Here is a 20,320-nt window from a genome sequence, read left to right as displayed (position 1 = left end):
GACTGCAAAGTAACGCTGGCGCATGGGGGCATGCGCCAGCGTTTTTCTTTAGGCGGCTTTTGCTTCGGGGTTGAAGCGGCCGTAGAAGGATTGGCCTTTCTCAGCCATCTCACGCAGCAGCGGTGGGCAGGCGAAACGTTCGCCATAGGCCTCGGCCAACTGATCACAGCGCTCGGCCGCGTACGGCGTGCCGATGATGTCCAACCAGCTGAGCGGACCACCCGACCAAGGCGCAAAGCCCCAACCAAGTATCGCACCCACGTCACCTTCGCGAATGTCTTCCAGAACGCCTTCTTCCAGCGCGCGGACCGCTTCCAGAACCTGTGCGAACATCAGACGTTCCTGCACTTCGATCAGGTCAGGCTGATCCTCGGCATGCGGGTATTTCTCTTGCAAGCCTTTCCAGTATTCGACGCGCTTACCCTTGTCGTCATAGTCGAAGAAGCCTGCATTTGCCTTGCGACCCAGACGACCCTGTTCTTCCATCCAGAAGATCAGATCGTCCGAGGGGCTTTCCGGGTAGGCATCGCCCATCGCCGCCTTGGTCGCGCGGGCAATCTTGGCCCCCAGATCGATCGAGGTCTCATCGGTCAGCTGGATTGGCCCCACCGGGAAGCCCAACTGACGTGCGGCATTGTCGATCAGCACAGGGTTTACACCCTCAGCGATCATCCGAACCCCTTCGTTGATGTAGGGAATGATGCACCGGTTGGCATAGAAGAAGCGCGCATCGTTGACCACGATCGGCGTCTTCTTGATCTGACGTACATAATCCAGCGCCTTGGCCACCGCGCGATCCCCGGTTTCCTTGCCCTTGATGATTTCGACCAGGAACATCTTCTCGACCGGTGAGAAGAAGTGAATACCGATGAACTGTTCAGGCCGCGAGGATGCTTTGGCCAGATCGGTGATCGGAAGGGTCGATGTGTTCGAGGCAAAGATGCAATCCTCGGGGATGATCGCCTCGACCTTCTGGGTCATCTCGGCCTTCACGCCCGGGTCTTCGAAGACAGCTTCGATGATCAGATCGCAGCCCTTCAGGTGATCAAGATCCGGGGTCGCGGTGATGCGATCCAGCATGGCCTCTTTCTTTTCAGCTGTGATCTTGCCGCGCTTCATACCCTTGTCCAGATAGCTCTCGGTATAGGCCTTGCCCTTGTCAGCGGCTTCCTGATCGCGGTCGACCAGAACCACTTCCATACCTGCCTGAGCGCTGACCAGTGCGATACCAGCCCCCATCATACCAGCGCCCAGAACACCGACTTTTTTGACGCGCTGATCGGGCACATCCTTGGGACGCACCGCGCCTTTCTCCAATGCCTCTTTGTTCAGGAACAGCGACCGGATCATTGCCGACGATGACGGGTTCATCAGGATCGAGGTAAACCACCGCGCCTCGATCCGCAGGGCGGTGTCGAAATCGACCAGTGCACCTTCGTAGATCGAACTCAGCAATGCTTTGGCTGCCGGGAAAGCACCCTGAGTCTTGCCGTTCACCATGGCGTTGGCACCAACAAAGGTCATGAACCCGGCAGGGTGATAGGGCGCACCGCCGGGCATCTTGTAACCCTTGGCATCCCACGGCTTTACCAGATCGGCGTCTTTTGCGTTCAAAACCCACTCTTTTGCGGCAGCTACCGGATCGTCAGCCACGGCGTCGATCAACTGCGCGCCCTTGGCTTTGGCCGGGTCCATCATCTTGCCTTCCAGCAGGACAGGGGCCGACGCCATCGCGCCAACCATGCGGCTAAAGCGCGTGGTGCCGCCGCCGCCGGGGAAGATGCCCAGCAGAATCTCGGGCAGGCCGATCTTGGCCTTGGGGTTGCTGGTCATAACGCGGTGGTGACAGGCCAGCGCAATCTCGGTCCCGATCCCGGCACAGGTGCCGTTGATGGCGCAGACTACGGGTTTGCCGCCCTTTTTCGTCTTGGGGTCCATGCCCGCCAGTTCCAGCTTGCGCAGGATGTGGTGGCCGCCCATGACAAAGTCGAACAAGGCTTGCGCCGGTTCATCGCCTGCTTCCTCACGGATGGTGGCCAACGTGCTCAGGTCCATGCCGCCGGCAAATGAGCCTTCCTTGCCGCTTGTGATAACGACGCCTTTGACCTCATCATCTTCCAGCGCCTGATCGACCAGCGCGCTGACCAGTTCGAATGCCTCGCGGGTCATGACGTTCATGGATTTGCCCTGAGCGTCCCAGGTAATGAAGGCGACGCCGTCCGCGTCTTTGGTCAGAGTGAAATCAGTCATTGTCATCTCCAATCTGGTCAGCCGTCAGCGGGCTGCCATCCTTGCGGGTGAAGGCGAAGCCGTTTTCGTCATCCTTCACCATCATGTCTATGTCGCTGTAATAGCCGGTCTCGGTCGGGGTCCGTGTGCCCACGACCAGAAAGGTCATGGGCGCATCGGTTTTGTTCACAAGGTGGTGGCCATTGGCCTCACCTGCAGGCCAAGTGGCGCAATCGCCAGGCTGCAAGTCATGCTCGCCATCGTCGTCGATCAGTGTGCAACTGCCACTGAGGATGATGGCAAACTCGTCCTGCTCCATATGGTAATGGCGCAGCGAGGACATACCCTGCGGTTCCAGCCGCACGATGTTGACACCGTATTGGGTCAGCCCACCCGCATCGCCCACACGCTGCACAAAACGACCGGCGGTCGCCTGCGCCAGTTTGCCGGGATAAGACGAGCCCCCCTTGAACGGGATCTGTGAGAGGTTCAGCTTGGGCATCAGACACGCTCGATAATGGTTGCCGCACCCATGCCGGATGCAATGCAGAGCGTGGCCAGACCGGTTTCCTTGTCCTGACGCTCCAACTCATCCAGCAACGTGCCGATGATCATTGCACCGGTCGCGCCCAGCGGGTGACCCATCGCGATTGAGCCGCCGTTTGGATTAACCAGAGCAGGGTCAACGTCAAATGCCTGCTGGAACCTCAACACGACCGAAGCGAAGGCTTCGTTCACTTCGAACAGGTCCAGATCGCTAATCTTCATGCCATTGTCGGCCAAAATCTTCTCGGTCACCGGAACCGGGCCGGTCAGCATGATGGTCGGATCGGTACCGATCTTGGCAGTTGCCTTGATGCGCGCGCGCGGTTTCAGGCCGTATTTCTCACCGAATTCCTTGTTGCCGATCAGCACGGCTGCAGCCCCATCCACGATGCCCGAGCTGTTGCCCGCGTGGTGGATATGATTGATCCGCTCAAGATGCGGGTATTTGATCATCGCGACCTTGTCGAAGCCCGGCATCTGCTCACCCATCATCGCGAACGAGGGGTTCAGCGCGCCAAGGCTCTGCATGTCGGTGCCGGGGCGCATGTACTCGTCGCGGTCCAGAATGGTCAGGCCGTTCTGATCCTTGATGGTGATAACCGACTTCTCGAACCGATTGTCTTCCCAAGCGGTCGCAGCGCGTTTCTGAGATTCAACGGCCAGCGCATCGGCGTCATCACGGCTGAACCCATACTCGGTTGCGATAATATCGGCCGATATGCCTTGCGGCACAAAATAGGTATCCATCGCCAACGTTGGATCAACGGCAATCGCCGCGCCATCGCTGCCCATTGCCACACGGCCCATCATTTCTACGCCGCCTGCGATATAGGCTTGGCCGGCGCCACCTTTGACCTGGTTTGCCGCCAAATTTACGGCTTCCATCCCCGAGGCACAGAAACGGTTGATCGCCAAGCCGGGAATCGATTGATCCAGATCGGAGGCCAGCACGGCCGATCGCGCTAAACAGCCGCCCTGTTCCATCACCTGCGTGACGTTACCCCAGATCACGTCCTCGACGGCGTGACCTTCGAGGTTGTTACGCTCTTTCATCGCGTTCAGGGTCAGGGCGGACAGGCGCACCGAGGTAACCTCGTGCAGGCTGCCATCCTTGCGGCCCTTGCCGCGCGGGGTGCGCAGGGCATCATAAATGTAAGCTTCGGTCATGGGTCTTCTCCTTAAGCTCGATCCGACGGGTTGCCGGGCATCAGGTCATAGGGGTGTTTCCAGCCGGGCTGCTCGGACAGGCGAGTTAGCCAGGCGTCGATATGGGGCCAGTCGGCGCGGTCAAAGCCGAATGGTTCGGGGTAATAGAGATAGCCGCAGCAGCTGATGTCGGCGTTGGTCACGCCATCACCGACGATCCAATCACGGTCGTCCAAATGGTCGTTCAGGATTTGATAGGCCGCTTTCAACCGCCCTTGGTTAAAGGCGATGACATCCGGGTTGCGGTGCTGTTCAGGCAAGAAGTTGATCAGAAAGCGGGTCAGCCCGGCCATCGAACTGAGCTTGTGATTGTCCCACAGAACCCACCGGAAAATCTCGTAATTCTCGTCGCGATCCTTGCCGCCGAACTTGCCAGATTTCTCGGTCACATAGGCCTGAATGGCACCGGATTGCGTAGTGCGGAAATCGCCATCGATCAGAACGGGTGCTTCGCCCATCTCGTTGACGTCGGCACGGTATTCGGGTGTGCGGGTCTGGCCGTTGAAGAAATCGACAAAGACAGGCTCCCAGTCCAGTCCCGACATCTCAAGCGCCAGCGCGGCCTTGTAGGAATTTCCGCTTTCGCCGAAGCAGTGCAGTTTGATAGTCATACGATCACCCCTCCCGTGGTGTGCGTGGTCAGGTCGAATTCGAGAATTTTTGAAAAGATGAAGACTTCGCGTTCACTATTTACCAACCTTGTTCCTTTGATATGGCCGAGCGGTACAGGCTGGAGAGCCGATGACCGTAAAAGGTGAAGTCGTTCCTGTCCTGATGGTGAGTGCGCCCGGTGGCAGGGACGCACCACATTTTCATCTTTTCAAAAATACTCCCGCCGGAGGCGCCCAACCTCGAGTTGAGCGCGAGCAAATATCTGTTGCGCCTTGATCATCGCTTGCGCGCCTCAAGCTCAGAATTGAATTCGCGCAGCCTTCGGGTCAGCTTGTCCTCATTGATCACACTGTTGAAATTCTCGAACAGAAAGGATAACGCCTCACCTTCGTCCAACCCGGCCTCGCGCGCAAAGCCGCGCAGTTTGCGATAGCTGTCCTCGGTCATAGCGACCGGAAAGCGGCGGGTCAGGCGAAAACGTTTTGGCATTGTCTCTCTTTCGAAAGTCCGGCCTCGGGGGTAGGACCCCAAGGCCGGGTTATGTTCAGAAGTTAGCGGCCTCCAGCGCCATGACCGTTTCCGCGCCGGTCTGGATGCGCGCCAGATGCATGCCCGTGGCGGGCAGGCGACGCGCCATGTAGAATCGACCAGTGTTGAGCTTGGTCTCGTAGAACTCTTTGTCCGACGCACCACCATCCAGCGCGTCCTGCGCCGCCTTGGCCATCTGCGCCCACATCAGGCCCAGGCAGACATGGCCGAACATGTGCATGAAGTCGTACGAACCGGACAAAGCGTTATTGGGGTTCTTCATCCCTTCCTGCATAAAATACATGCCGGCAGCCTGAAGGTCCTTGGACGCGGCCTTCAGCGGTTCGATGAAGGCCTTATCATAAGCCTCATCCTTGCCGCCGTTTTCCTTGCAGAAGGATTTGACCATCTCGAAAAACGCCATGACGTGCTTGCCGCCGTCCTGCGCCAGCTTACGACCGACCAGGTCCAGCGCCTGAACGCCATTGGCGCCTTCGTAGATCATCGCGATGCGGGCGTCGCGGGTGTATTGCGACATGCCCCATTCTTCGATGTAACCGTGGCCGCCATAGACCTGCTGCGCCTGAACGGTCATGTCGTAGCCTTCATCCGTCAGGAAGCCCTTGATAACCGGGGTCAACAGCGAGATCAGACCGTCCGCGTCCTTGTCACCTGAGCGGTGCGCCTTGTCGATCATCGTCGCGCCCCACAGGATAAACGCGCGGGCCCCTTCGGTGAAGCTTTTCTGATCCATCAGATTGCGGCGAATATCGGGATGAACGATCAGCGGATCGGCGGGACCGTCCGGGTTCTTCACCCCGGTCACATCGCGACCCTGCAGGCGGTCCTTGGCGTATTCCAAGGCGTTCTGGAACGCAGCCTCGGCCTGAGACAGACCCTGCATGCCGACACCCAAACGCGCCTCGTTCATCATGGTGAACATGGCGCGCATGCCCTTGTGTTCTTCGCCCAGCAACCAGCCGGTGGCCTCGTCATAGTTCATGACGCAGGTCGAGTTGCCGTGGATGCCCATCTTCTCTTCGATCTTGCCGACCGAGACGCCGTTGCGCTCACCCAGTGACCCGTCTTCGTTCACGATGAACTTGGGTACGATGAACAGCGACACGCCCTTGATACCCTCGGGACCGCCGGGAATCTTGGCCAGCACCAGATGGATGATGTTGTCGGCCATGTCGTGATCGCCGGCCGAGATAAAGATTTTCTGGCCGGAAATCTTATAGCTGCCATCGCCCTGCGGTTCCGCTTTGGTACGCATCAGGCCCAGATCGGTGCCGCAATGCGGTTCGGTCAGGTTCATGGTGCCGGTCCATTCGCAACTGACCATGTTGGGCAGGTACTTGTTCTTCTGCTCGTCCGAGCCATGCGCCAGAATGGCCGAGGCCGCGCCATGGGTCAGGCCCTGATACATTGTAAAGGCCTGGTTTGCGCCCGAGAACATCTCGCCCACAGCCGTGCCGATGACGTAGGGCATGTTCTGCCCGCCATACTCTTCGGGCATGTCGAGGCCGGTCCAGCCGCCTTCTTTCATCTGCTCGAACGCGTCCTTGAAGCCTGTGGGCGTGTACACGATGCCATTTTCCAACCGGCACCCTTCGGTGTCACCCACCACGTTCAGGGGGTGCAATACGTTGGTCGCGACCTTGCCGGCCTCTTCCAGAACGGCGCCGGTGAATTCGGCTTCCAGCTCACTATAACCCGGAATATCCGAGTCTGAGATTTTCAGAACATCGTGCAGAATGAACTGAGTGTCTTTTGTAGGCGCGTTATAGACGGGCATTTGAAGCTCCCTTAAATTCAGATGTCCGGGGATTGGGCCGCCAGAGTTACTCGGCGGCTTTGTTCTCGTTCTTCATCGAGGCGATGACTTTTTCGCCCCAGCGCAGCTGTTCTTTCAGATCGTCAATGGCTTGCGTCAGCTCTTCGCGGCGGGCTTCCATATCTGCCAGACGTTCCCGTGCGATTTCAAACGTACGGGTCATCTGGGTCATTTGCTGGTCACCCACATGGTACAGGTCCAGCAGCTGCCGGATCTCTTCCAGGCTAAAGCCAAAGCGCTTGCCGCGCAGGATCAGTTTAAGGCGCGCCCGGTCACGTTTGGTGAACAGACGTTTCTGGCCCTCGCGGATCGGAAACAAAAGTTCCTTGGCCTCGTAAAATCGCAAAGTGCGCGGCGTGACATCATATGTCTCGCACATTTCACGGATGGTCATCAGATCTTCGGTCATGGTTTCAGCACTCTTGTCACTGGCGTCTATCAAAGTCAGTTGCGCAGTTGATGCGCACGTTACAACACGTAGATGACGTTCACGTAATGCAAACGCTACGTCACTATGAAAGTTGACGTAGCATCCTCTCGCGTCAAGGTGCGGATAACGCCCAATTGAAAACGTTACGTAACGGAATTTAGCTGTGGGGCGGGGGCTGACGCCTAACGGTCAGACAGAAATTCTGACGCAGCGCTGCGCTTGCAGAATGTTCTAAAGGTTAAAAATGGCCAGTTGATCCTGTCGAAGATCAACCCAGAGATTTAGCGGTCTGGTCGCGCAGGCGTTGGAGTTCTTCCATCGCCTCGTCCAGTTGCTGACGCTGTTTTTGCAGTTCAGGCATCTGCCGGTCGGCCAGTTTTATAAACTCGGCCATTTGTGCCTGATCCCCCTGATCTTCATAGATCAGCAGCCACTGGCGAATCTCTTCCAGCGAGAATCCAAACAGGCGCCCACGCATGATCAGTTTCATCCGCGCGCATTCCCGCGGCCCATAATAACGCGAGCGGCCTTCGCGTTCGGGCTGCAGCAGTTCGATATATTCGTAATAACGCAAAGTGCGCTTGGTTACGTCGAACTCTTCGCACATCTCGTTTAATGACAAACGGTTGTCAGTCATTTGTTGTCTCCTCAGCAGCAAACTAGGGCGTCGTGGCGGCAAGCGCAACAGGCGGTCTTGCTCTTTTGCAAAGCGCAGGCTCATAAAGGACGGAATCCAAAGGACACGCATACATGGTCGACAAAGTAGAGATTGCCCGCCAGTTCATTGAGGCGATTCCGCATGCCAACGCACTTGGTCTGAAACTGACGACCATCAGCGATGGCGAGGCTGAAATTTCAATGCCGTATAATGCGGATCTGATCGGAGACCCCAGAACTGGCGTTATCCATGGCGGCGCTGTGTTTGCCGCCCTGGACACATGCTGTGGGGCGGCCGTTATGTCCCATCCGTCCGCTCCGGGCGGGACGGCCACAATTGACCTGAGAATTGACTATATGCGCGCAGCGACGCCGGGGCAGAGCATTACGGCGCGTGCGACCTGCTACCACATCACGCGCAATGTTGCTTTTGTTCGGGCAACCGCGATGGACGACGATCAAGAACGCCCGGTCGCAACAGCGGCAGGCGCCTTTACGGTGGAGGGATTGTAATGGTGCGTCCCCGACCCGAACCCATGCAGGTGGTCAAGCAACGTCGCGACGCGGCCCTGAAGGCGATTGTCGACGGAGTTCCTTACATCCGCTTTCTCAATATCACCTTCGACCGACGCGGCGATGAGCTGACTGGGGTGCTGAACTTTGACGACAAGCTGATCGGAAATCCATTGCTGCCCGCGCTGCATGGCGGGGTTACAGCCGCATTTCTTGAGGTGACGGCCGTCATCACGCTGAGTTGGGAACACTTCTTTCCCCGCATCGAAAGCGGTGAGATCGAGGCCGAAGATTTGTTCAAAGCCGATGCGGTGAGATTTCCAAAAACCGTTGATTTCACGGTTGACTACTTACGCTCTGGCTTGCCGCGGGATGCTTATGCGCGCGCCTTTGTCAGCCGGTCCGGCAGGCGCTATGCCTCGGTCCGGGTCGAGGCCTGGCAGGACAATCACGCACGACCCATCGCGCAGGCCACGGGGCATTTCCTGATGCCGCAGCCGAAAGCGGAAAGAGAGTAACCCGTGACGCAGCACGCCTCGGCACCCCTGACACATACGCGGGTGTTGAAAATCGCCGTTCCGATTGTGCTGTCGAATGCCACGGTTCCGATACTTGGCGCTGTGGATACCGGTGTAGTCGGTCAGATGGGGTTGGCCGCGCCCATCGGGGCCGTGGGTATGGGCGCGGTTATACTGTCTGCGATCTATTGGATCTTTGGCTTTCTGCGCATGGGCACGACCGGTCTGGCGGCGCAGGCGCGCGGGGCAGGGGATACGGCGGAAACCGGTGCGCTATTGATGCGCGGGCTGCTGTTGGGCGGCGCGGCGGGGCTGTTCTTTATTCTCACGCAAGTCGGGCTGTTCTGGGGGGCGTTTGCCCTGTCACCCGCCAGCCCCGAGGTTGAGGCGCTGACACAGGATTACCTGCAAATCCGCATTTGGGGTGCCCCGGCAACCATCGCGCTTTTTGCCGTTACGGGTTGGCTGATCGCAATAGAGCAGACACGGGGCGTGTTCCTCCTGCAGGTCTGGATGAACGGGTTGAACATCTTGCTGGACTTGTGGTTCGTGCTTGGGTTGGGCTGGGGCGTCGAAGGTGTGGCCATTGCTACCCTGATCGCGGAATGGACCGGGCTGGCGCTGGGCCTGTATCTGTGCCGCGAAGCGTTCACAGGGAATCAATGGCGCGACTGGCCACGTATTTTCGACGCAGCGCGATTGCGCCGGATGATGCAGGTGAACGCTGACATCATGATCCGATCTGTTCTGCTGACGGGCGCGTTCACGACATTTCTGTTCGTTGGGTCCGATCTGGGAGACGTTAACCTGGCTGCCAATCAGGTCTTGCTGCAATTTCTTGAGATCACCGCATTTGCCTTGGACGGCTTCGCCTTTTCCGCCGAGGCTCTGGTCGGCAGTGCCGTGGGCGCGCGGAACCGGTCTCAGGTCCGGCGGGCGTCAATCATGGCGTCCCAATGGGGCGTAGGTGGGGCGTTCCTGCTGGGGGTTGTGTTCTATTTGGCTGGGCCTGCGCTGATCGATCTGATGTCAACCTCGGCCGAGGTGCGCGCGGCGGCGCGAGACTATCTGATCTGGGCCGCGCTGGCCCCGGCAATCGGGGTGGCAAGCTGGATGTTCGACGGCATCTATATTGGGGCCACCTGGACGCGTGCGATGCGCAACGCGATGGTTCAATCAGTTGCGATCTATGTGGCGGCCCTGTTCCTACTGGTGCCGGCCTTTGGTAACCACGGCTTGTGGGCCGCGCTGATGGTTCTGAACATCGCGCGCGGCGTCACCATGGGTTGGCGTTATCCCAGACTGGAGGCACAGGTGGCCTAGATCAACGTCAACAGGTTCTCGGGCGGGCGCCCGATGGCAGCCTTGTCACCTGCGATTGCCAGAGGGCGCTCGATCAAGATGGGGTTCTCGGCCATTGCGGTGATCAACTCGTCAGCAGGGGTTGCTTTGGTCAGACCCAGTTCTTTGAACTGTTTCTCACCCGTGCGCATCATGTCTATGGCGTTGACGCCGAGTTTGCCCAGCACCGTACGCAGTTCATCGATCGAGGGTGCGTCTTCCAGGTATTTCCGAACATCGACCTGCGCGCCATTCTCTTCCAGCAGAGCCAGCCCGGCGCGGGATTTCGAACAGCGCGGGTTGTGCCAATATGAAATCAAAGCCAATCCTTTCGTTTACTTCCAACTGCTTGCGCGACGTTGTTGAATCCGTCCCGCGCGAGCAATTTATCGAGACCTTGCGCGATATCTGCGGTCAGAGAAATACCGCCATACACCAACGCGGTATAAAGTTGCACGGCAGATGCCCCGGCGCAGATCTTGGCATACGCCTGTTCCGCGCTGCTGATACCGCCCACGCCAATCAGCGGGATTTTGCCCTCGGTCAGCTGGCTCAGCTGTGCCAGAACACGGGTCGATTTTTCGAATAAGGGCGCGCCGGACAGGCCGCCGGTTTGACTCTTAAGCCCACTGCGCAGCCCATCGCGGGACAGTGTAGTGTTGGTTGCAATCACCGCGTCAACGCCTGTTTCCTTCGCCACATCTGCGATGTCCTGCAATTCAGCTTCGGTCAGGTCAGGGGCAATTTTCAGGAAAATGGGTAAAGGCCGGGACAGGCCGTTGCGGGTTTCGATCACGCCGCCCAGCAATGCGCCAAGCGCGGCCTTGCCCTGCAGGTCCCGCAGTTTCTCGGTGTTGGGGGATGAGACATTGACCGTGGCGAAATCCAGATGCTCGGCGCAATGGGCCAACACTTTGGCAAAATCGCCGGGGCGGTCGTCACTGTCCTTGTTCGCGCCCAGGTTCAGCCCGATGATCGCATTCTTGGGGCGGTCGGCCAGACGGCGCGCCATGACCTCCATGCCTTCGTTGTTGAAGCCAAAGCGGTTGATTGCGGCCTTATCTTCGGTCAGGCGGAACAGGCGAGGTTTGGGGTTGCCGGGCTGCGGGCGTGGTGTAACAGCGCCCACTTCGATAAAGCCAAAGCCTGTGCGTGAGAGGGGCGTCAAAACCTCTCCATTCTTGTCAAACCCCGCAGCCAGACCCACCGGGTTGGGTAGGTCCAGTCCAGCTACGTGAGTTTTCAGCCGCGGCGATGTGACCGGCCCGGGCATCGGGGCAAGCCCGGCCTTCAACGCCTTGATCGACATGCCATGGGCGGCTTCGGGGTCCATCTTGTGCAGGACCGCCAGCCCCAGTTTCTCGGTCAGTTTCATCCGAAAGTCTCTCCACCTTTGGCCGGGGCGCAGCGGATCAGGCGCGAAGTTGCAACCGCCGCCTGCCTGTGAATAACCACAGCCTGATAATCCGGGTCGGTCACCATTTCCAAAAACGCATGTGCAGTCGGATAGCGGGCGATAAATACCTCATCCCAATCTTCGTCCTGCGGGCCGATCAGAGTGGTCTGAAACGCGCCGCGCCACAGGATCGACGCCCCAAGGCGCGCGATAATCGGGGCGGTTTCCGCCCCGTAATTTCGATAAGCCTGCGCGCCGGTCAGCCCGGCATCCGCCAGTTCGTGGCCCGTCGGGTATTCGGCCAAGTCGCGAAACTTGACCAGATTCAACATCTCGATCGGATGATCACGGTCCAGCGCCTTGAACGCTTCAAACTGGGTGCGGTCAGGGTCGACGAAAGACCTCATTCCATCCCCTCGGGGAATTGGTGGGTTTGCCCGTCAAAGGGCAGGGCGCGCGACCAGACGACATCTGTCATGCGGATCTGCCGGTAAAGATGCGGGAACAAGGCGTCACCGCGCGAGACCTCCCATTTCAGATCATCGCCCATGGCATCGGCATCGCAGGCCAACAAGGTCAAACCTTCTACACCGGCAAAGTGTTTGGCTGCGGTCTCAGCCGCCTGTTGGGCGGTCGAGAAATGGACATATCCATCATACACATCAATCGGTGCGCCATCCGAGGCACCCTGATCCTGCAGTGCGGCCCATTCCTCGGCCCTGAATATCTTGTAAATCAGCATGAGGTGGTGATGCCCCGCGTGACGGGCAGAATCAAGACGGATTTCCCCCTTTGACTCTTCTTGTTGGCGAGCGCACCATCACGCCAAACAAAAAACAAGGAGTATGAAGATGTTCACCCGCTTTTTGGCGTCTGCTGCAGTTCTGGGCCTGACCGCAGGTATGGCCGCAGCCGATTATAAATTGACGATTCTGCATACCAACGATTTCCACGCGCGTTTTGAGCCGATCAACAAATACGACAGCGCTTGCGATGAGGAAGACCAAGCAGAAGGCAAGTGTTTCGGCGGTTCGGCCCGGTTGGTTACTGCGGTGAATGACGCGCGCGCGCGGGCCGAAAACTCGATCCTGGTCGATGGTGGGGATCAGTTTCAGGGTTCGTTGTTCTATACCTATTACAAGGGCAAGGTCGCAGCCGAGTTCATGAACAAGCTGGGGTATGACGCGATGACCGTGGGCAACCACGAATTCGACGATGGCCCCGAAGTGCTGCGCGGCTTCATCGACTCGGTGGAATTTCCGGTTTTGATGTCGAACGCGGATATTGCCGACGAAGAGTTGCTGATCGACAAGATCAAGAAATCGACTGTCATCGAAGTGGGCGGGGAAAAGATCGGCCTGATTGGCCTGACACCGGAAGACACGCATGATCTTGCCTCTCCTGGTCCAAATATCAGCTTTTCTGATCCGGCCCCCGCAGTGCAGGCCGAAGTGGACAAGTTGACCGGCGAAGGCGTTAATAAAATCGTCGTTCTCAGCCATTCCGGCTATGGTGTTGATCAACGCGTAGCGCAGGAAACCAGCGGGGTGGACGTAATTGTCGGCGGTCATTCGAACACTTACCTGTCGAACGTGTCCGACAAGGCAGCGGGTCCGTACCCGACCGTGGTCAACGGTGTCCAGATCGTGCAGGCCTATGCTTATGGCAAGTTTCTGGGTGAGTTGAACGTAACCTTCGACGATGACGGCAATGTGCTTGAGGCGGTGGGCGAGCCGCTGATCATGGACAACTCCGTTACCGAGGATCAGTCCGCGTTGGACCGTATCGCCGAACTGGCCGTGCCGCTGGACGAAATCCGCAACAAGGTGGTGGCGAATGCAGCAGACGCCATCGAGGGGGACCGTTCTGTATGTCGTGTGCAGGAATGTGAGATGGGCAACCTGGTCGCCGACGCCATGCTGGCGCGTGTGGCCGATCAGGGTGTACAGATTGCGATTGCCAACTCTGGCGGGCTGCGGGCCTCAATCGACCCGGGCGAAGTAACCATGGGCGAGGTGCTGACGGTGCTACCATTCCAGAATACCCTGTCTACCTTCGAGATCAGTGGTCAGGGGGTGATCGACGCGCTGGAGAACGGCGTAAGCCAGGTCGAAGATGTAAAGGGCCGCTTTCCGCAGGTTGCGGGTCTGACATTCATCTGGGATCCAATGGTTGCGCCGAACGAAGGGCGCGTGTCCGAGGTCATGGTTGCCCAGGGTGATGGCTTTGCGCCAATTGACCCGGCAGCGACCTATCTGGTTGTGACCAACAATTATGTCCGCAACGGCGGCGACGGGTACAACATGTTCGAAGGCGACGACAAGAATGCCTATGACTTTGGTCCGGACCTGGCAGATGTCACGGCTGAGTACTTGGCTGAAAATGCGCCCTATCAGCCTTATCTGGACGGCCGTATCAAGCAGAAGTAACTCTGCGACATAGCAAAGAAAAAGGCCGCATCCCCGATGCGGCCTTTCGTGTTTTGGGCGTTTCAGCCCAGATCATATTCAGGCCAGAGCGCCGGATCGAAACCGTCCAGCATGGGGCGCAGATGTTCAGAGACGCTCTGCCATCCGCCAATGGACTTGGTCGAGATCTTGTTGCGAACCTGATCGATACTGGCCGTTCTGACCTGCTTGGTGTTTTTCTCAGGGTGCATCATGGTTTCGTTCCATTCGATATCGCAAAACGCAGCAACCTGTTGGCTGTAGGTTTTCGGATCGGCCACTAATTTTTCATAAGGAACGGTCAGTATGCGGTCACCGAACACGGTATCCCAATGTGCCATATAGCGGCGGTACATATTCGCCGAATGAGCAATGGCTGTCAGGTTCGACGCATAACGCATCCCACCAGCCGGGAACCGCCGGATCCATTTCGACAACCCCACATCACGGGGGTCACGTAGCATGTTGATGATCTTTGCATTGGGGAAGGCGGCCAACAAGAAACCAACAAGCTGATAGTTGTGTGGCATCTTGTCAACGAACGCGACCGATCCGTCAGGAATCGGTGGCATAAGTTCGCGGAATTGCTGCGCAAATTCAGTGGCTTTTTCAGCGTCAAAACGCTGATTGCCCAATTGGAATTCATGCGACAGGTCAGACGCCAACGTCAACTCACCACACCCGGCGATATCGGGCGCCGAACTTAGCATCATCTCCATCAACGTGGTGCCCGAACGGGGCTGACCCAGAACGAAGATCGGAACCGGCCCATCGCTTGATCCGGCTGCGGGTAAATCGGTTCCAATGGGGAACAGACCGGTGATCTGGTTCAGCTTTTTCTCTTCCTCAGCGGCGTCGTACGGGTTGCTATCGTGTTGTACCTTGTTGGCTCGCACAAATTGAGGCATGGCGGCATTTAGATCGTCAATTACCGAGATCAGGTGTGCCTTGGCGAACTCCAACTCTTGATAGTCTTCGTCCTTGTTGGCGATTGCGGTCTCGACCGCCTCCATCAGTTTCGGGCCGTCATCCTTGGAGGTTACAAGGGACAACTGCAGCAAAGCGCTCATGTTTTCGGGATCTGTATCCAGAATACGCTGCAAGATTTCCTTTGACCCGTTTTTGTCACCGCTTTGGTGCAGGTTCACGGCCTTTGCGAAAGCAATCTTTATGTTTTCCGGTTCCAACTCAAAGGCGCGAGAAACATCGCGCGAGTGGTCCTCGACAAATCCAATTTTCGAATAGGCACGGGCCCGTTTGCCCAGAAGGTTCACATCGTCAGGCTCGGCTTGCAGCTTCTTGCTCGCATGTTCAATGACCAGGCGCCAGTTGCTGCCTTTCAGGTGAATCTCATCCAGGACGCGGTTCAGTTCTTTGTTGTTTGGGAACTGTTCCAGCTTTTGTTCAGTATATTCCAGTGCCCTGGGGATCTGTCCGGTCTGCATAAGCGCATTTGCCAGGTTTTCCACGAATTGAGGGTCGTCTGGCTTTATTCGTGACGCTTCGACGAAATGCGGAATAGATTTCTTGTATTGCTTCATTTCGGTCAGCACAAAGCCCGAGATGGCGTGGAAATCAGAATCCTTGGGGAATTTCTTAACGCCCAACTGTGCCTTCTTCAGCGCCTGTTGCAGCTTGCCTGCTTCCAAAGCAGCCACCGCCTTGCCTTTGAGGGTATTCGCTGTTTGATTTTGCATGTGACCCCGTGACACCCTGTGCCTGTATGAAACGATTATTGATGGTTCTTTACCCATGTGCGGACGGTTTGCAATAACCCTTCCAAATGACGCAATGGCGCAGCTGTTTTCAGCACGGCCTGCAAACACGTTGCCTGCTGTGCCGAACTTCAATGTTTGCCCGACAAATCAAGTGCATGTGGTGCGCGTTGGCGAAGTCGGACGCCAGTTGGATTCGCTGCGCTGGGGGTTCCTGCCGCATTGGTACAAGACTGAAACCGCCGGTCCTTTGCTGATCAATGCGCGTGCCGAAACTCTGGCCGAAAAGCCTGCATTTCGCGCCGCCTGCCGCGAACGACGCTGCCTGATCGTGGCAACAGGGTTCTATGAATGGACCAAAACTGAACAGGGAACACGTCTGCCATGGTACATCCACCGCAAAGATGGCGCACCGATTGCATTTGCCGGGGTCTGGCAGGATTGGGGCATTGAGGGTACGCAGCAGGGCACTTGCGCCATCGTAACAACACCGGCAAATCGCCACCTCAGCGCCATTCATCATCGGATGCCACTGATCCTTGAGCCTGATGATTGGCCTTTGTGGTTAGGGGAGGCGGGGAAAGGCGCGGCACGTTTGATGCAACCCGGGGCCGAGGGAGTCTTGGAGTTCTACCGCGTTGATCCAGCAGTAAATTCGAACCGGGCCAGCGGGCCGGGCCTGATTGAACCTGTCCCGGCGTGACTGGGCGCCTTTTCATTTCAAGGTTCGCAGGATAGACCGTTGGCATGGCTCTGAAATTTTCTGATCTACCCGGCCTGTATGCGCATGATTTTGACACTGTGATCGACGTGCGCAGCCCTGCTGAATTTGCAGAGGATCATCTGCCGGGCGCCATCAACCTGCCGGTGCTTAACAATGAAGAACGCGCTCAGGTGGGTACGATCTATGTGCAGGAAAGTCCGTTTCTGGCCCGCAAGCTTGGCGCAGCGCTGGTGTTTCGGAACGCGGCAAATCACATCGAACACAGCCTGTCGCACCACGAGGGCAGTTGGAAACCATTGGTCTATTGCTGGCGTGGCGGACAGAGATCAGGGTCGTTCACTTGGATGTTGCAACAGATCGGTTGGCGGGCCGAAGTGGTCGATGGCGGATACCGAACCTATCGCCGATTGGTGAATCGCTACCTCTATGACAATCCATTGCCGCACCGGTTGGTGGCCCTCGATGGATATACGGGCACAGCCAAGACTGACCTGCTGCTGCATTTGAAGGCGCGCGGCGTTCAGGTTCTGGACCTCGAAGACATAGCCAACCACCGGGGATCTTTGCTAGGTGAAATGCCGGGCGGGCAGCCCAGCCAGAAAGCCTTCGAGTCCGCTCTATCCGCCGCATTGTGCGGCTTGGACCCAGCGCGCCCGGTGGTTGTCGAGGCTGAATCCTCCAAGATCGGGTCGCTGATCCTGCCGCCAAGCTTGTGGACTGCGTTGCGGACGGCACCGCGGATTCAGGTGTCCGCTTCCCTTGAGGCGCGTACCGCGTATCTGGTTAAGGCTTACGACGATATCCTCTCGGATACCGAGCGCTTGCGCGATCGCCTGTCTCCGCTACGGTTCCATCGAGGACACGATGTGGTGGATGGATGGCTAGCGCTGATCGATGCGGGGGATAAACGGGCGCTGACGCGGGCGTTGATGGAACAGCATTATGACCCGGCCTATGCCAAATCCTCCAAAACACGCGCCGCCAAGATTATCGCGCAAATCGACGTGGCGGCGCTGGACGATGCGGGCCTGAACGCCGCAGCCGCTCGGGTTGAAGAAATTCTGGATCAGCTCTGAAGCCGCAAACCCGGAGTGTCAGTCAGATGCCCGATGATGACCGCCGGATAGCACGCGTGCCTTAGCTGTTCGCACAATTCGTGCGCCTGATCGGATGCGACGGCGGCCAGTAGTCCCCCAGCAGTTTGCGGGTCAAACAGCAGGTCGGCCTTGTCCGAGGATGGAATGCCCGGAACGATTGCGCGGTTGTCCTCGAAGATTGTCGACCGGACACCTTGAGCGGCCAATTCCAGCGCGCCAGTCATCAGAGGGATCGTGTCCAGATCCAAGACTGCACCACAATCCGAGGCTTCGCACATGCCCATCAGATGTCCGGCCAGTCCAAATCCGGTTACATCCGTCATCGCATGTGCCCCGGCCAGAATGCGCGATGCTGCGCCTTGCGGCTGAACCATTTGCCGCAAGGCATCGGCCACCCAACTGCCATCAGCTTGCCCCGCCATTTCAGCGGCCATCAACACCCCGCTGCCCAGGGGTTTTGTCAGGATCAATGCATCCCCAGGACGTGCCCCGGACAAAGTGATCGGGTCATTGTCGCACAGTCCGGTCAGAGTGAAGCCGATGGTCATCTCATCCCCGATTGAGCTGTGACCGCCCACGATTTCTGCCCCGGCGTCGCGGATGACCTCGGTGGCCGTCGTCATGATCTCGGACAAGGTGCGGTGCTGCAATTGCGGGGACATACGCGGCAGGATGATCGTTGCCGTCGCCGCCTGTGGGTTGGCCCCCATGGCCCAGATATCCCCCAGTGCGTGAACAGCGGCGATGCGCGTCATCAGCATTGGGTCATCCGTGAAGCCGCGCAGGTGGTCCGAGGTCATCACTTGCCGCGCTCCGCCGGTTGTCAGCAGGGCGGCATCGTCCCCGGGCAAGGGGGTGATGTCGTCCCGGTTCGGCTTTGGCAGGCCACTCAGAACTGTTTGCAACGCGCCGCGTCCAACCTTGGCCCCACAGCCGCCGCACATGGGTTTTTCCCCCAGGGCTTCTTGCATGCCCGCTGCATGGTGGCGCGGTAGGGCGGGGCGTGCCATCTGGGGCAGGTTGCGGAATTTATTCATGAAGCTCTGGTCGATATGGTTCTTCCATCGCCACATCACTGGCCCGCTGAACGAGGTTCCAAGACGTTCGGCCAGTGCCGATTTACCACCCAAAGAGATCAGTTTTAGGTAGTCTTTCTGCGGCTGATATCGCCGCATCTTCCCGGCCCCCAGAGCGACCCGCAGATTGTTGAACAGGACCGGAGCCTCTCGGACCGCATAGACACCGGCCTTGGGACGAGGGTTATCGGCAAGATGTGCGCAATCTCCGGCGGCAAAGATCGCCGGATCGCTGGATTGCAGATGGGCGTCCACGCGGATGTAGCCGTCATGCAGATCAAGGCCCGTCTGGGTGATCCAGTCATAGGGGCGGGCACCGGCAGCCCCGGTTATAAATTCGGCGGGAACCTTGCGGCCATCCTCTAGCAGAACATGATCCTGTTCGATGCGTGAAATCGCGGCATGCTCGATCAGCTCAATCCCCAGATCGGCCACCGCCTTACGAATGGTCGCGCCCGCCTTGGTCCCCGTCGCCGCCAAGGCCCGGGCATTGTCGATCAGTGTCACCTGCGCTGTGCGGGTTTTGGCGCGAAGGGCATGAGCCATGGCCATAACCAGTTCTACCCCCGCGACCCCACCGCCGATCACGGCGACTGAGGCGGGGCCGCTGCCATCCAGATACTCCGCCCACCTGGAGGCAAACGGTCCCAGCGGCTTGGCGGGAACTGCATGGTCAGCAAATCCGGGCAGGGCCGGCATGTCCGAGGTGATCCCCACATTGACCGACGCCACATCGAAGGCCACGGGTGGTCGCCCAGGCACGTGTATCTGACGCCGGTCGATGTCGATACCATCAACCGGGCCCAGGATCACGCGCGCACCGGCAAATCGGGCAAGGCGCACCAAATCAATGTCCAGCTCCCAACGCTGGTAATGTCCGGCGACGAAGCCTGGTAGCATACCGGAATAGGGGGCATTGGCACCGGGGTTGATCACGGTCACCCGCGCACCGGGCAAAGGGTTCATGCCCCATTTCCGCAGTACAAGCGCGTGGGTATGCCCGCCGCCTATCAGAACCAGATCACGGGTCAGGGGCAGCGGGGGGTGATGCATGGAATTCAGGTCTTTGTGTGGTCTGGTACGTCTTCGACTTGCTCAACCGCGTGAGTGGCCCAAAGCTCATCCTCACCTGCGTCAGGCAGATCATCGGGCTTTTCATGGCGATGAATATGCCATTTGGCAATGAACAGGGCCGTGATCGGCGCAGTCAGGAACAGGAAAAGGGTGATCAGCAGCTCGTGCAGGGAAATATGCTGCTCGATTACTGCCGAATGAAAGATCGACGCCAGCAGCACACCACCCACACCCAACGTCGTCGCTTTGGTTGGGGCATGAAGACGAGACATCGGGTCCTTCAACTTTATCATCCCATACGAGCCGACAAAACCGAATATGCCGGATACGATCAGAAAGAAGGCGACTAGAAACTCGATTATGAACATTGGGGC

21 protein-coding genes are annotated in these 20,320 nt (G+C 58.2%); 6 read left to right on the top strand and 15 right to left on the bottom strand.

Annotated elements, in window-relative coordinates:
- Window positions 1–48: 48 nt before the first annotated feature.
- From GOX21_RS05710 to GOX21_RS05675, 8 genes are all read right to left on the bottom strand, one after another.
- Window positions 49–2,250: a 3-hydroxyacyl-CoA dehydrogenase NAD-binding domain-containing protein gene (locus GOX21_RS05710; protein WP_170376040.1), complete on the bottom strand. Its 2,202-nt coding sequence runs from the start codon at window positions 2,248–2,250 to the stop codon at window positions 49–51.
- Window positions 2,243–2,731 carry a cupin domain-containing protein gene (locus GOX21_RS05705; RefSeq protein WP_170376038.1) on the bottom strand — a complete coding sequence of 163 codons (489 nt, stop codon included), beginning with the start codon at window positions 2,729–2,731 and terminating at the stop codon, window positions 2,243–2,245. The genes GOX21_RS05710 and GOX21_RS05705 overlap by 8 nt, the downstream gene beginning before the upstream one ends.
- Entirely contained in the window at window positions 2,731–3,942 is a 1,212-nt protein-coding gene (locus GOX21_RS05700; RefSeq protein WP_170376036.1) for an acetyl-CoA C-acetyltransferase, read from the bottom strand. The genes GOX21_RS05705 and GOX21_RS05700 overlap by 1 nt, the downstream gene beginning before the upstream one ends.
- A gap of 11 nt (window positions 3,943–3,953) precedes the next feature.
- Window positions 3,954–4,592 (bottom strand): glutathione S-transferase family protein, encoded by a 639-nt coding sequence (locus GOX21_RS05695; protein WP_170376034.1) that lies wholly within the window; start codon window positions 4,590–4,592, stop codon window positions 3,954–3,956.
- A gap of 277 nt (window positions 4,593–4,869) precedes the next feature.
- On the bottom strand, window positions 4,870–5,082 hold the full coding sequence (locus tag GOX21_RS05690) for a hypothetical protein (protein WP_170349301.1): 213 nt from the start codon (window positions 5,080–5,082) through the stop codon (window positions 4,870–4,872).
- Window positions 5,083–5,137: 55 nt separating this feature from the next.
- Window positions 5,138–6,919, bottom strand: a complete 1,782-nt coding sequence (locus GOX21_RS05685; RefSeq protein ID WP_170376032.1) for an acyl-CoA dehydrogenase C-terminal domain-containing protein — start codon at window positions 6,917–6,919, stop codon at window positions 5,138–5,140.
- A 46-nt stretch (window positions 6,920–6,965) separates the two neighbouring features.
- Complete coding sequence (locus GOX21_RS05680) at window positions 6,966–7,367, bottom strand: MerR family transcriptional regulator (RefSeq protein ID WP_170349298.1); 402 nt, start codon at window positions 7,365–7,367, stop codon at window positions 6,966–6,968.
- A gap of 289 nt (window positions 7,368–7,656) precedes the next feature.
- Window positions 7,657–8,025: a MerR family transcriptional regulator gene (locus GOX21_RS05675; RefSeq protein WP_170349296.1), complete on the bottom strand. Its 369-nt coding sequence runs from the start codon at window positions 8,023–8,025 to the stop codon at window positions 7,657–7,659.
- Between the two features lie 113 nt (window positions 8,026–8,138).
- Between GOX21_RS05675 and GOX21_RS05670 the strand changes: the two genes are divergently transcribed.
- Genes GOX21_RS05670 through GOX21_RS05660 form a run of 3 tightly spaced genes read left to right on the top strand, consistent with a single transcriptional unit; the run spans window position 8,139 to window position 10,399 of the window.
- On the top strand, window positions 8,139–8,558 hold the full coding sequence (locus GOX21_RS05670) for a PaaI family thioesterase (RefSeq protein WP_170359262.1): 420 nt from the start codon (window positions 8,139–8,141) through the stop codon (window positions 8,556–8,558).
- Entirely contained in the window at window positions 8,558–9,076 is a 519-nt protein-coding gene (locus tag GOX21_RS05665) for a PaaI family thioesterase (protein WP_170349293.1), read from the top strand. The genes GOX21_RS05670 and GOX21_RS05665 overlap by 1 nt, the downstream gene beginning before the upstream one ends.
- 3 nt (window positions 9,077–9,079) lie before the next feature.
- Window positions 9,080–10,399, top strand: coding sequence for an MATE family efflux transporter (locus GOX21_RS05660; RefSeq protein ID WP_170376030.1), 1,320 nt, complete (start codon window positions 9,080–9,082; stop codon window positions 10,397–10,399).
- Here the strand turns inward: GOX21_RS05660 and arsC are convergent.
- The 4 genes from arsC to GOX21_RS05640 are packed head-to-tail and all read right to left on the bottom strand — an operon-like array spanning window position 10,396 to window position 12,555.
- Entirely contained in the window at window positions 10,396–10,737 is a 342-nt protein-coding gene (arsC, locus tag GOX21_RS05655) for an arsenate reductase (glutaredoxin) (protein ID WP_170376132.1), read from the bottom strand. The two genes, GOX21_RS05660 and arsC, sit on opposite strands and share 4 nt — an antisense overlap.
- A complete protein-coding gene (locus GOX21_RS05650) occupies window positions 10,734–11,792 on the bottom strand; it encodes a quinone-dependent dihydroorotate dehydrogenase (RefSeq protein ID WP_170376029.1) in 1,059 nt (352 codons plus the stop codon). The genes arsC and GOX21_RS05650 overlap by 4 nt, the downstream gene beginning before the upstream one ends.
- A complete protein-coding gene (locus tag GOX21_RS05645) occupies window positions 11,789–12,220 on the bottom strand; it encodes a DUF1330 domain-containing protein (protein ID WP_170376027.1) in 432 nt (143 codons plus the stop codon). Before GOX21_RS05645 ends, GOX21_RS05650 begins: the two co-directional genes overlap by 4 nt.
- The gene (locus GOX21_RS05640) at window positions 12,217–12,555 is read right to left on the bottom strand and encodes a DUF952 domain-containing protein (protein ID WP_170376025.1); all 339 of its coding nucleotides are present in this window, start codon (window positions 12,553–12,555) and stop codon (window positions 12,217–12,219) included. The genes GOX21_RS05645 and GOX21_RS05640 overlap by 4 nt, the downstream gene beginning before the upstream one ends.
- 109 nt (window positions 12,556–12,664) lie before the next feature.
- Between GOX21_RS05640 and GOX21_RS05635 the strand changes: the two genes are divergently transcribed.
- Window positions 12,665–14,242, top strand: coding sequence for a bifunctional metallophosphatase/5'-nucleotidase (locus GOX21_RS05635; RefSeq protein WP_170376023.1), 1,578 nt, complete (start codon window positions 12,665–12,667; stop codon window positions 14,240–14,242).
- Window positions 14,243–14,304: 62 nt separating this feature from the next.
- On the opposite strand, the gene GOX21_RS05630 is transcribed toward GOX21_RS05635, so the two are convergent.
- Window positions 14,305–15,957 carry a tetratricopeptide repeat-containing sulfotransferase family protein gene (locus tag GOX21_RS05630; protein WP_170376021.1) on the bottom strand — a complete coding sequence of 551 codons (1,653 nt, stop codon included), beginning with the start codon at window positions 15,955–15,957 and terminating at the stop codon, window positions 14,305–14,307.
- Window positions 15,958–16,012: 55 nt separating this feature from the next.
- Between GOX21_RS05630 and GOX21_RS05625 the strand changes: the two genes are divergently transcribed.
- Window positions 16,013–16,678, top strand: a complete 666-nt coding sequence (locus GOX21_RS05625; RefSeq protein WP_170376019.1) for an SOS response-associated peptidase — start codon at window positions 16,013–16,015, stop codon at window positions 16,676–16,678.
- A 44-nt stretch (window positions 16,679–16,722) separates the two neighbouring features.
- A complete protein-coding gene (gene mnmH, locus GOX21_RS05620; RefSeq protein ID WP_170376017.1) occupies window positions 16,723–17,775 on the top strand; it encodes a tRNA 2-selenouridine(34) synthase MnmH in 1,053 nt (350 codons plus the stop codon).
- Here mnmH and selD read toward each other — a convergent pair.
- On the bottom strand, window positions 17,766–19,925 hold the full coding sequence (gene selD, locus GOX21_RS05615; RefSeq protein ID WP_170376016.1) for a selenide, water dikinase SelD: 2,160 nt from the start codon (window positions 19,923–19,925) through the stop codon (window positions 17,766–17,768). The two genes, mnmH and selD, sit on opposite strands and share 10 nt — an antisense overlap.
- A gap of 5 nt (window positions 19,926–19,930) precedes the next feature.
- Window positions 19,931–20,314, bottom strand: a complete 384-nt coding sequence (locus GOX21_RS05610) for a Na+/H+ antiporter subunit G (RefSeq protein ID WP_170349275.1) — start codon at window positions 20,312–20,314, stop codon at window positions 19,931–19,933.
- Window positions 20,315–20,320: the final 6 nt, after the last annotated feature.

Source organism: Ruegeria atlantica, assembly GCF_013032005.1.
Taxonomy (GTDB): Bacteria; Pseudomonadota; Alphaproteobacteria; order Rhodobacterales; family Rhodobacteraceae; genus Ruegeria; species Ruegeria atlantica_A.
The sequence above is the reverse complement of the archived record's forward strand: the minus strand, read 5'-3'. Positions and strand labels throughout refer to the sequence as shown.

Coding starts and splice junctions, on each gene's coding strand:
- GOX21_RS05675 (WP_170349296.1), bottom strand. CDS start 8,025: ATGACTGACAACCGTTTGTCATTAAACGAGATGTGCGAAGAGTTCGAC.
- mnmH (WP_170376017.1), top strand. CDS start 16,723: ATGGCTCTGAAATTTTCTGATCTACCCGGCCTGTATGCGCATGATTTT.
- GOX21_RS05665 (WP_170349293.1), top strand. CDS start 8,558: ATGGTGCGTCCCCGACCCGAACCCATGCAGGTGGTCAAGCAACGTCGC.
- GOX21_RS05630 (WP_170376021.1), bottom strand. CDS start 15,957: ATGCAAAATCAAACAGCGAATACCCTCAAAGGCAAGGCGGTGGCTGCT.
- GOX21_RS05635 (WP_170376023.1), top strand. CDS start 12,665: ATGTTCACCCGCTTTTTGGCGTCTGCTGCAGTTCTGGGCCTGACCGCA.
- GOX21_RS05680 (WP_170349298.1), bottom strand. CDS start 7,367: ATGACCGAAGATCTGATGACCATCCGTGAAATGTGCGAGACATATGAT.
- GOX21_RS05710 (WP_170376040.1), bottom strand. CDS start 2,250: ATGACTGATTTCACTCTGACCAAAGACGCGGACGGCGTCGCCTTCATT.
- GOX21_RS05685 (WP_170376032.1), bottom strand. CDS start 6,919: ATGCCCGTCTATAACGCGCCTACAAAAGACACTCAGTTCATTCTGCAC.
- GOX21_RS05625 (WP_170376019.1), top strand. CDS start 16,013: ATGTGCGGACGGTTTGCAATAACCCTTCCAAATGACGCAATGGCGCAG.
- GOX21_RS05610 (WP_170349275.1), bottom strand. CDS start 20,314: ATGTTCATAATCGAGTTTCTAGTCGCCTTCTTTCTGATCGTATCCGGC.
- GOX21_RS05670 (WP_170359262.1), top strand. CDS start 8,139: ATGGTCGACAAAGTAGAGATTGCCCGCCAGTTCATTGAGGCGATTCCG.
- GOX21_RS05705 (WP_170376038.1), bottom strand. CDS start 2,731: ATGCCCAAGCTGAACCTCTCACAGATCCCGTTCAAGGGGGGCTCGTCT.
- GOX21_RS05700 (WP_170376036.1), bottom strand. CDS start 3,942: ATGACCGAAGCTTACATTTATGATGCCCTGCGCACCCCGCGCGGCAAG.
- GOX21_RS05640 (WP_170376025.1), bottom strand. CDS start 12,555: ATGCTGATTTACAAGATATTCAGGGCCGAGGAATGGGCCGCACTGCAG.
- GOX21_RS05695 (WP_170376034.1), bottom strand. CDS start 4,592: ATGACTATCAAACTGCACTGCTTCGGCGAAAGCGGAAATTCCTACAAG.
- GOX21_RS05690 (WP_170349301.1), bottom strand. CDS start 5,082: ATGCCAAAACGTTTTCGCCTGACCCGCCGCTTTCCGGTCGCTATGACC.
- GOX21_RS05650 (WP_170376029.1), bottom strand. CDS start 11,792: ATGAAACTGACCGAGAAACTGGGGCTGGCGGTCCTGCACAAGATGGAC.
- GOX21_RS05645 (WP_170376027.1), bottom strand. CDS start 12,220: ATGAGGTCTTTCGTCGACCCTGACCGCACCCAGTTTGAAGCGTTCAAG.
- selD (WP_170376016.1), bottom strand. CDS start 19,925: ATGCATCACCCCCCGCTGCCCCTGACCCGTGATCTGGTTCTGATAGGC.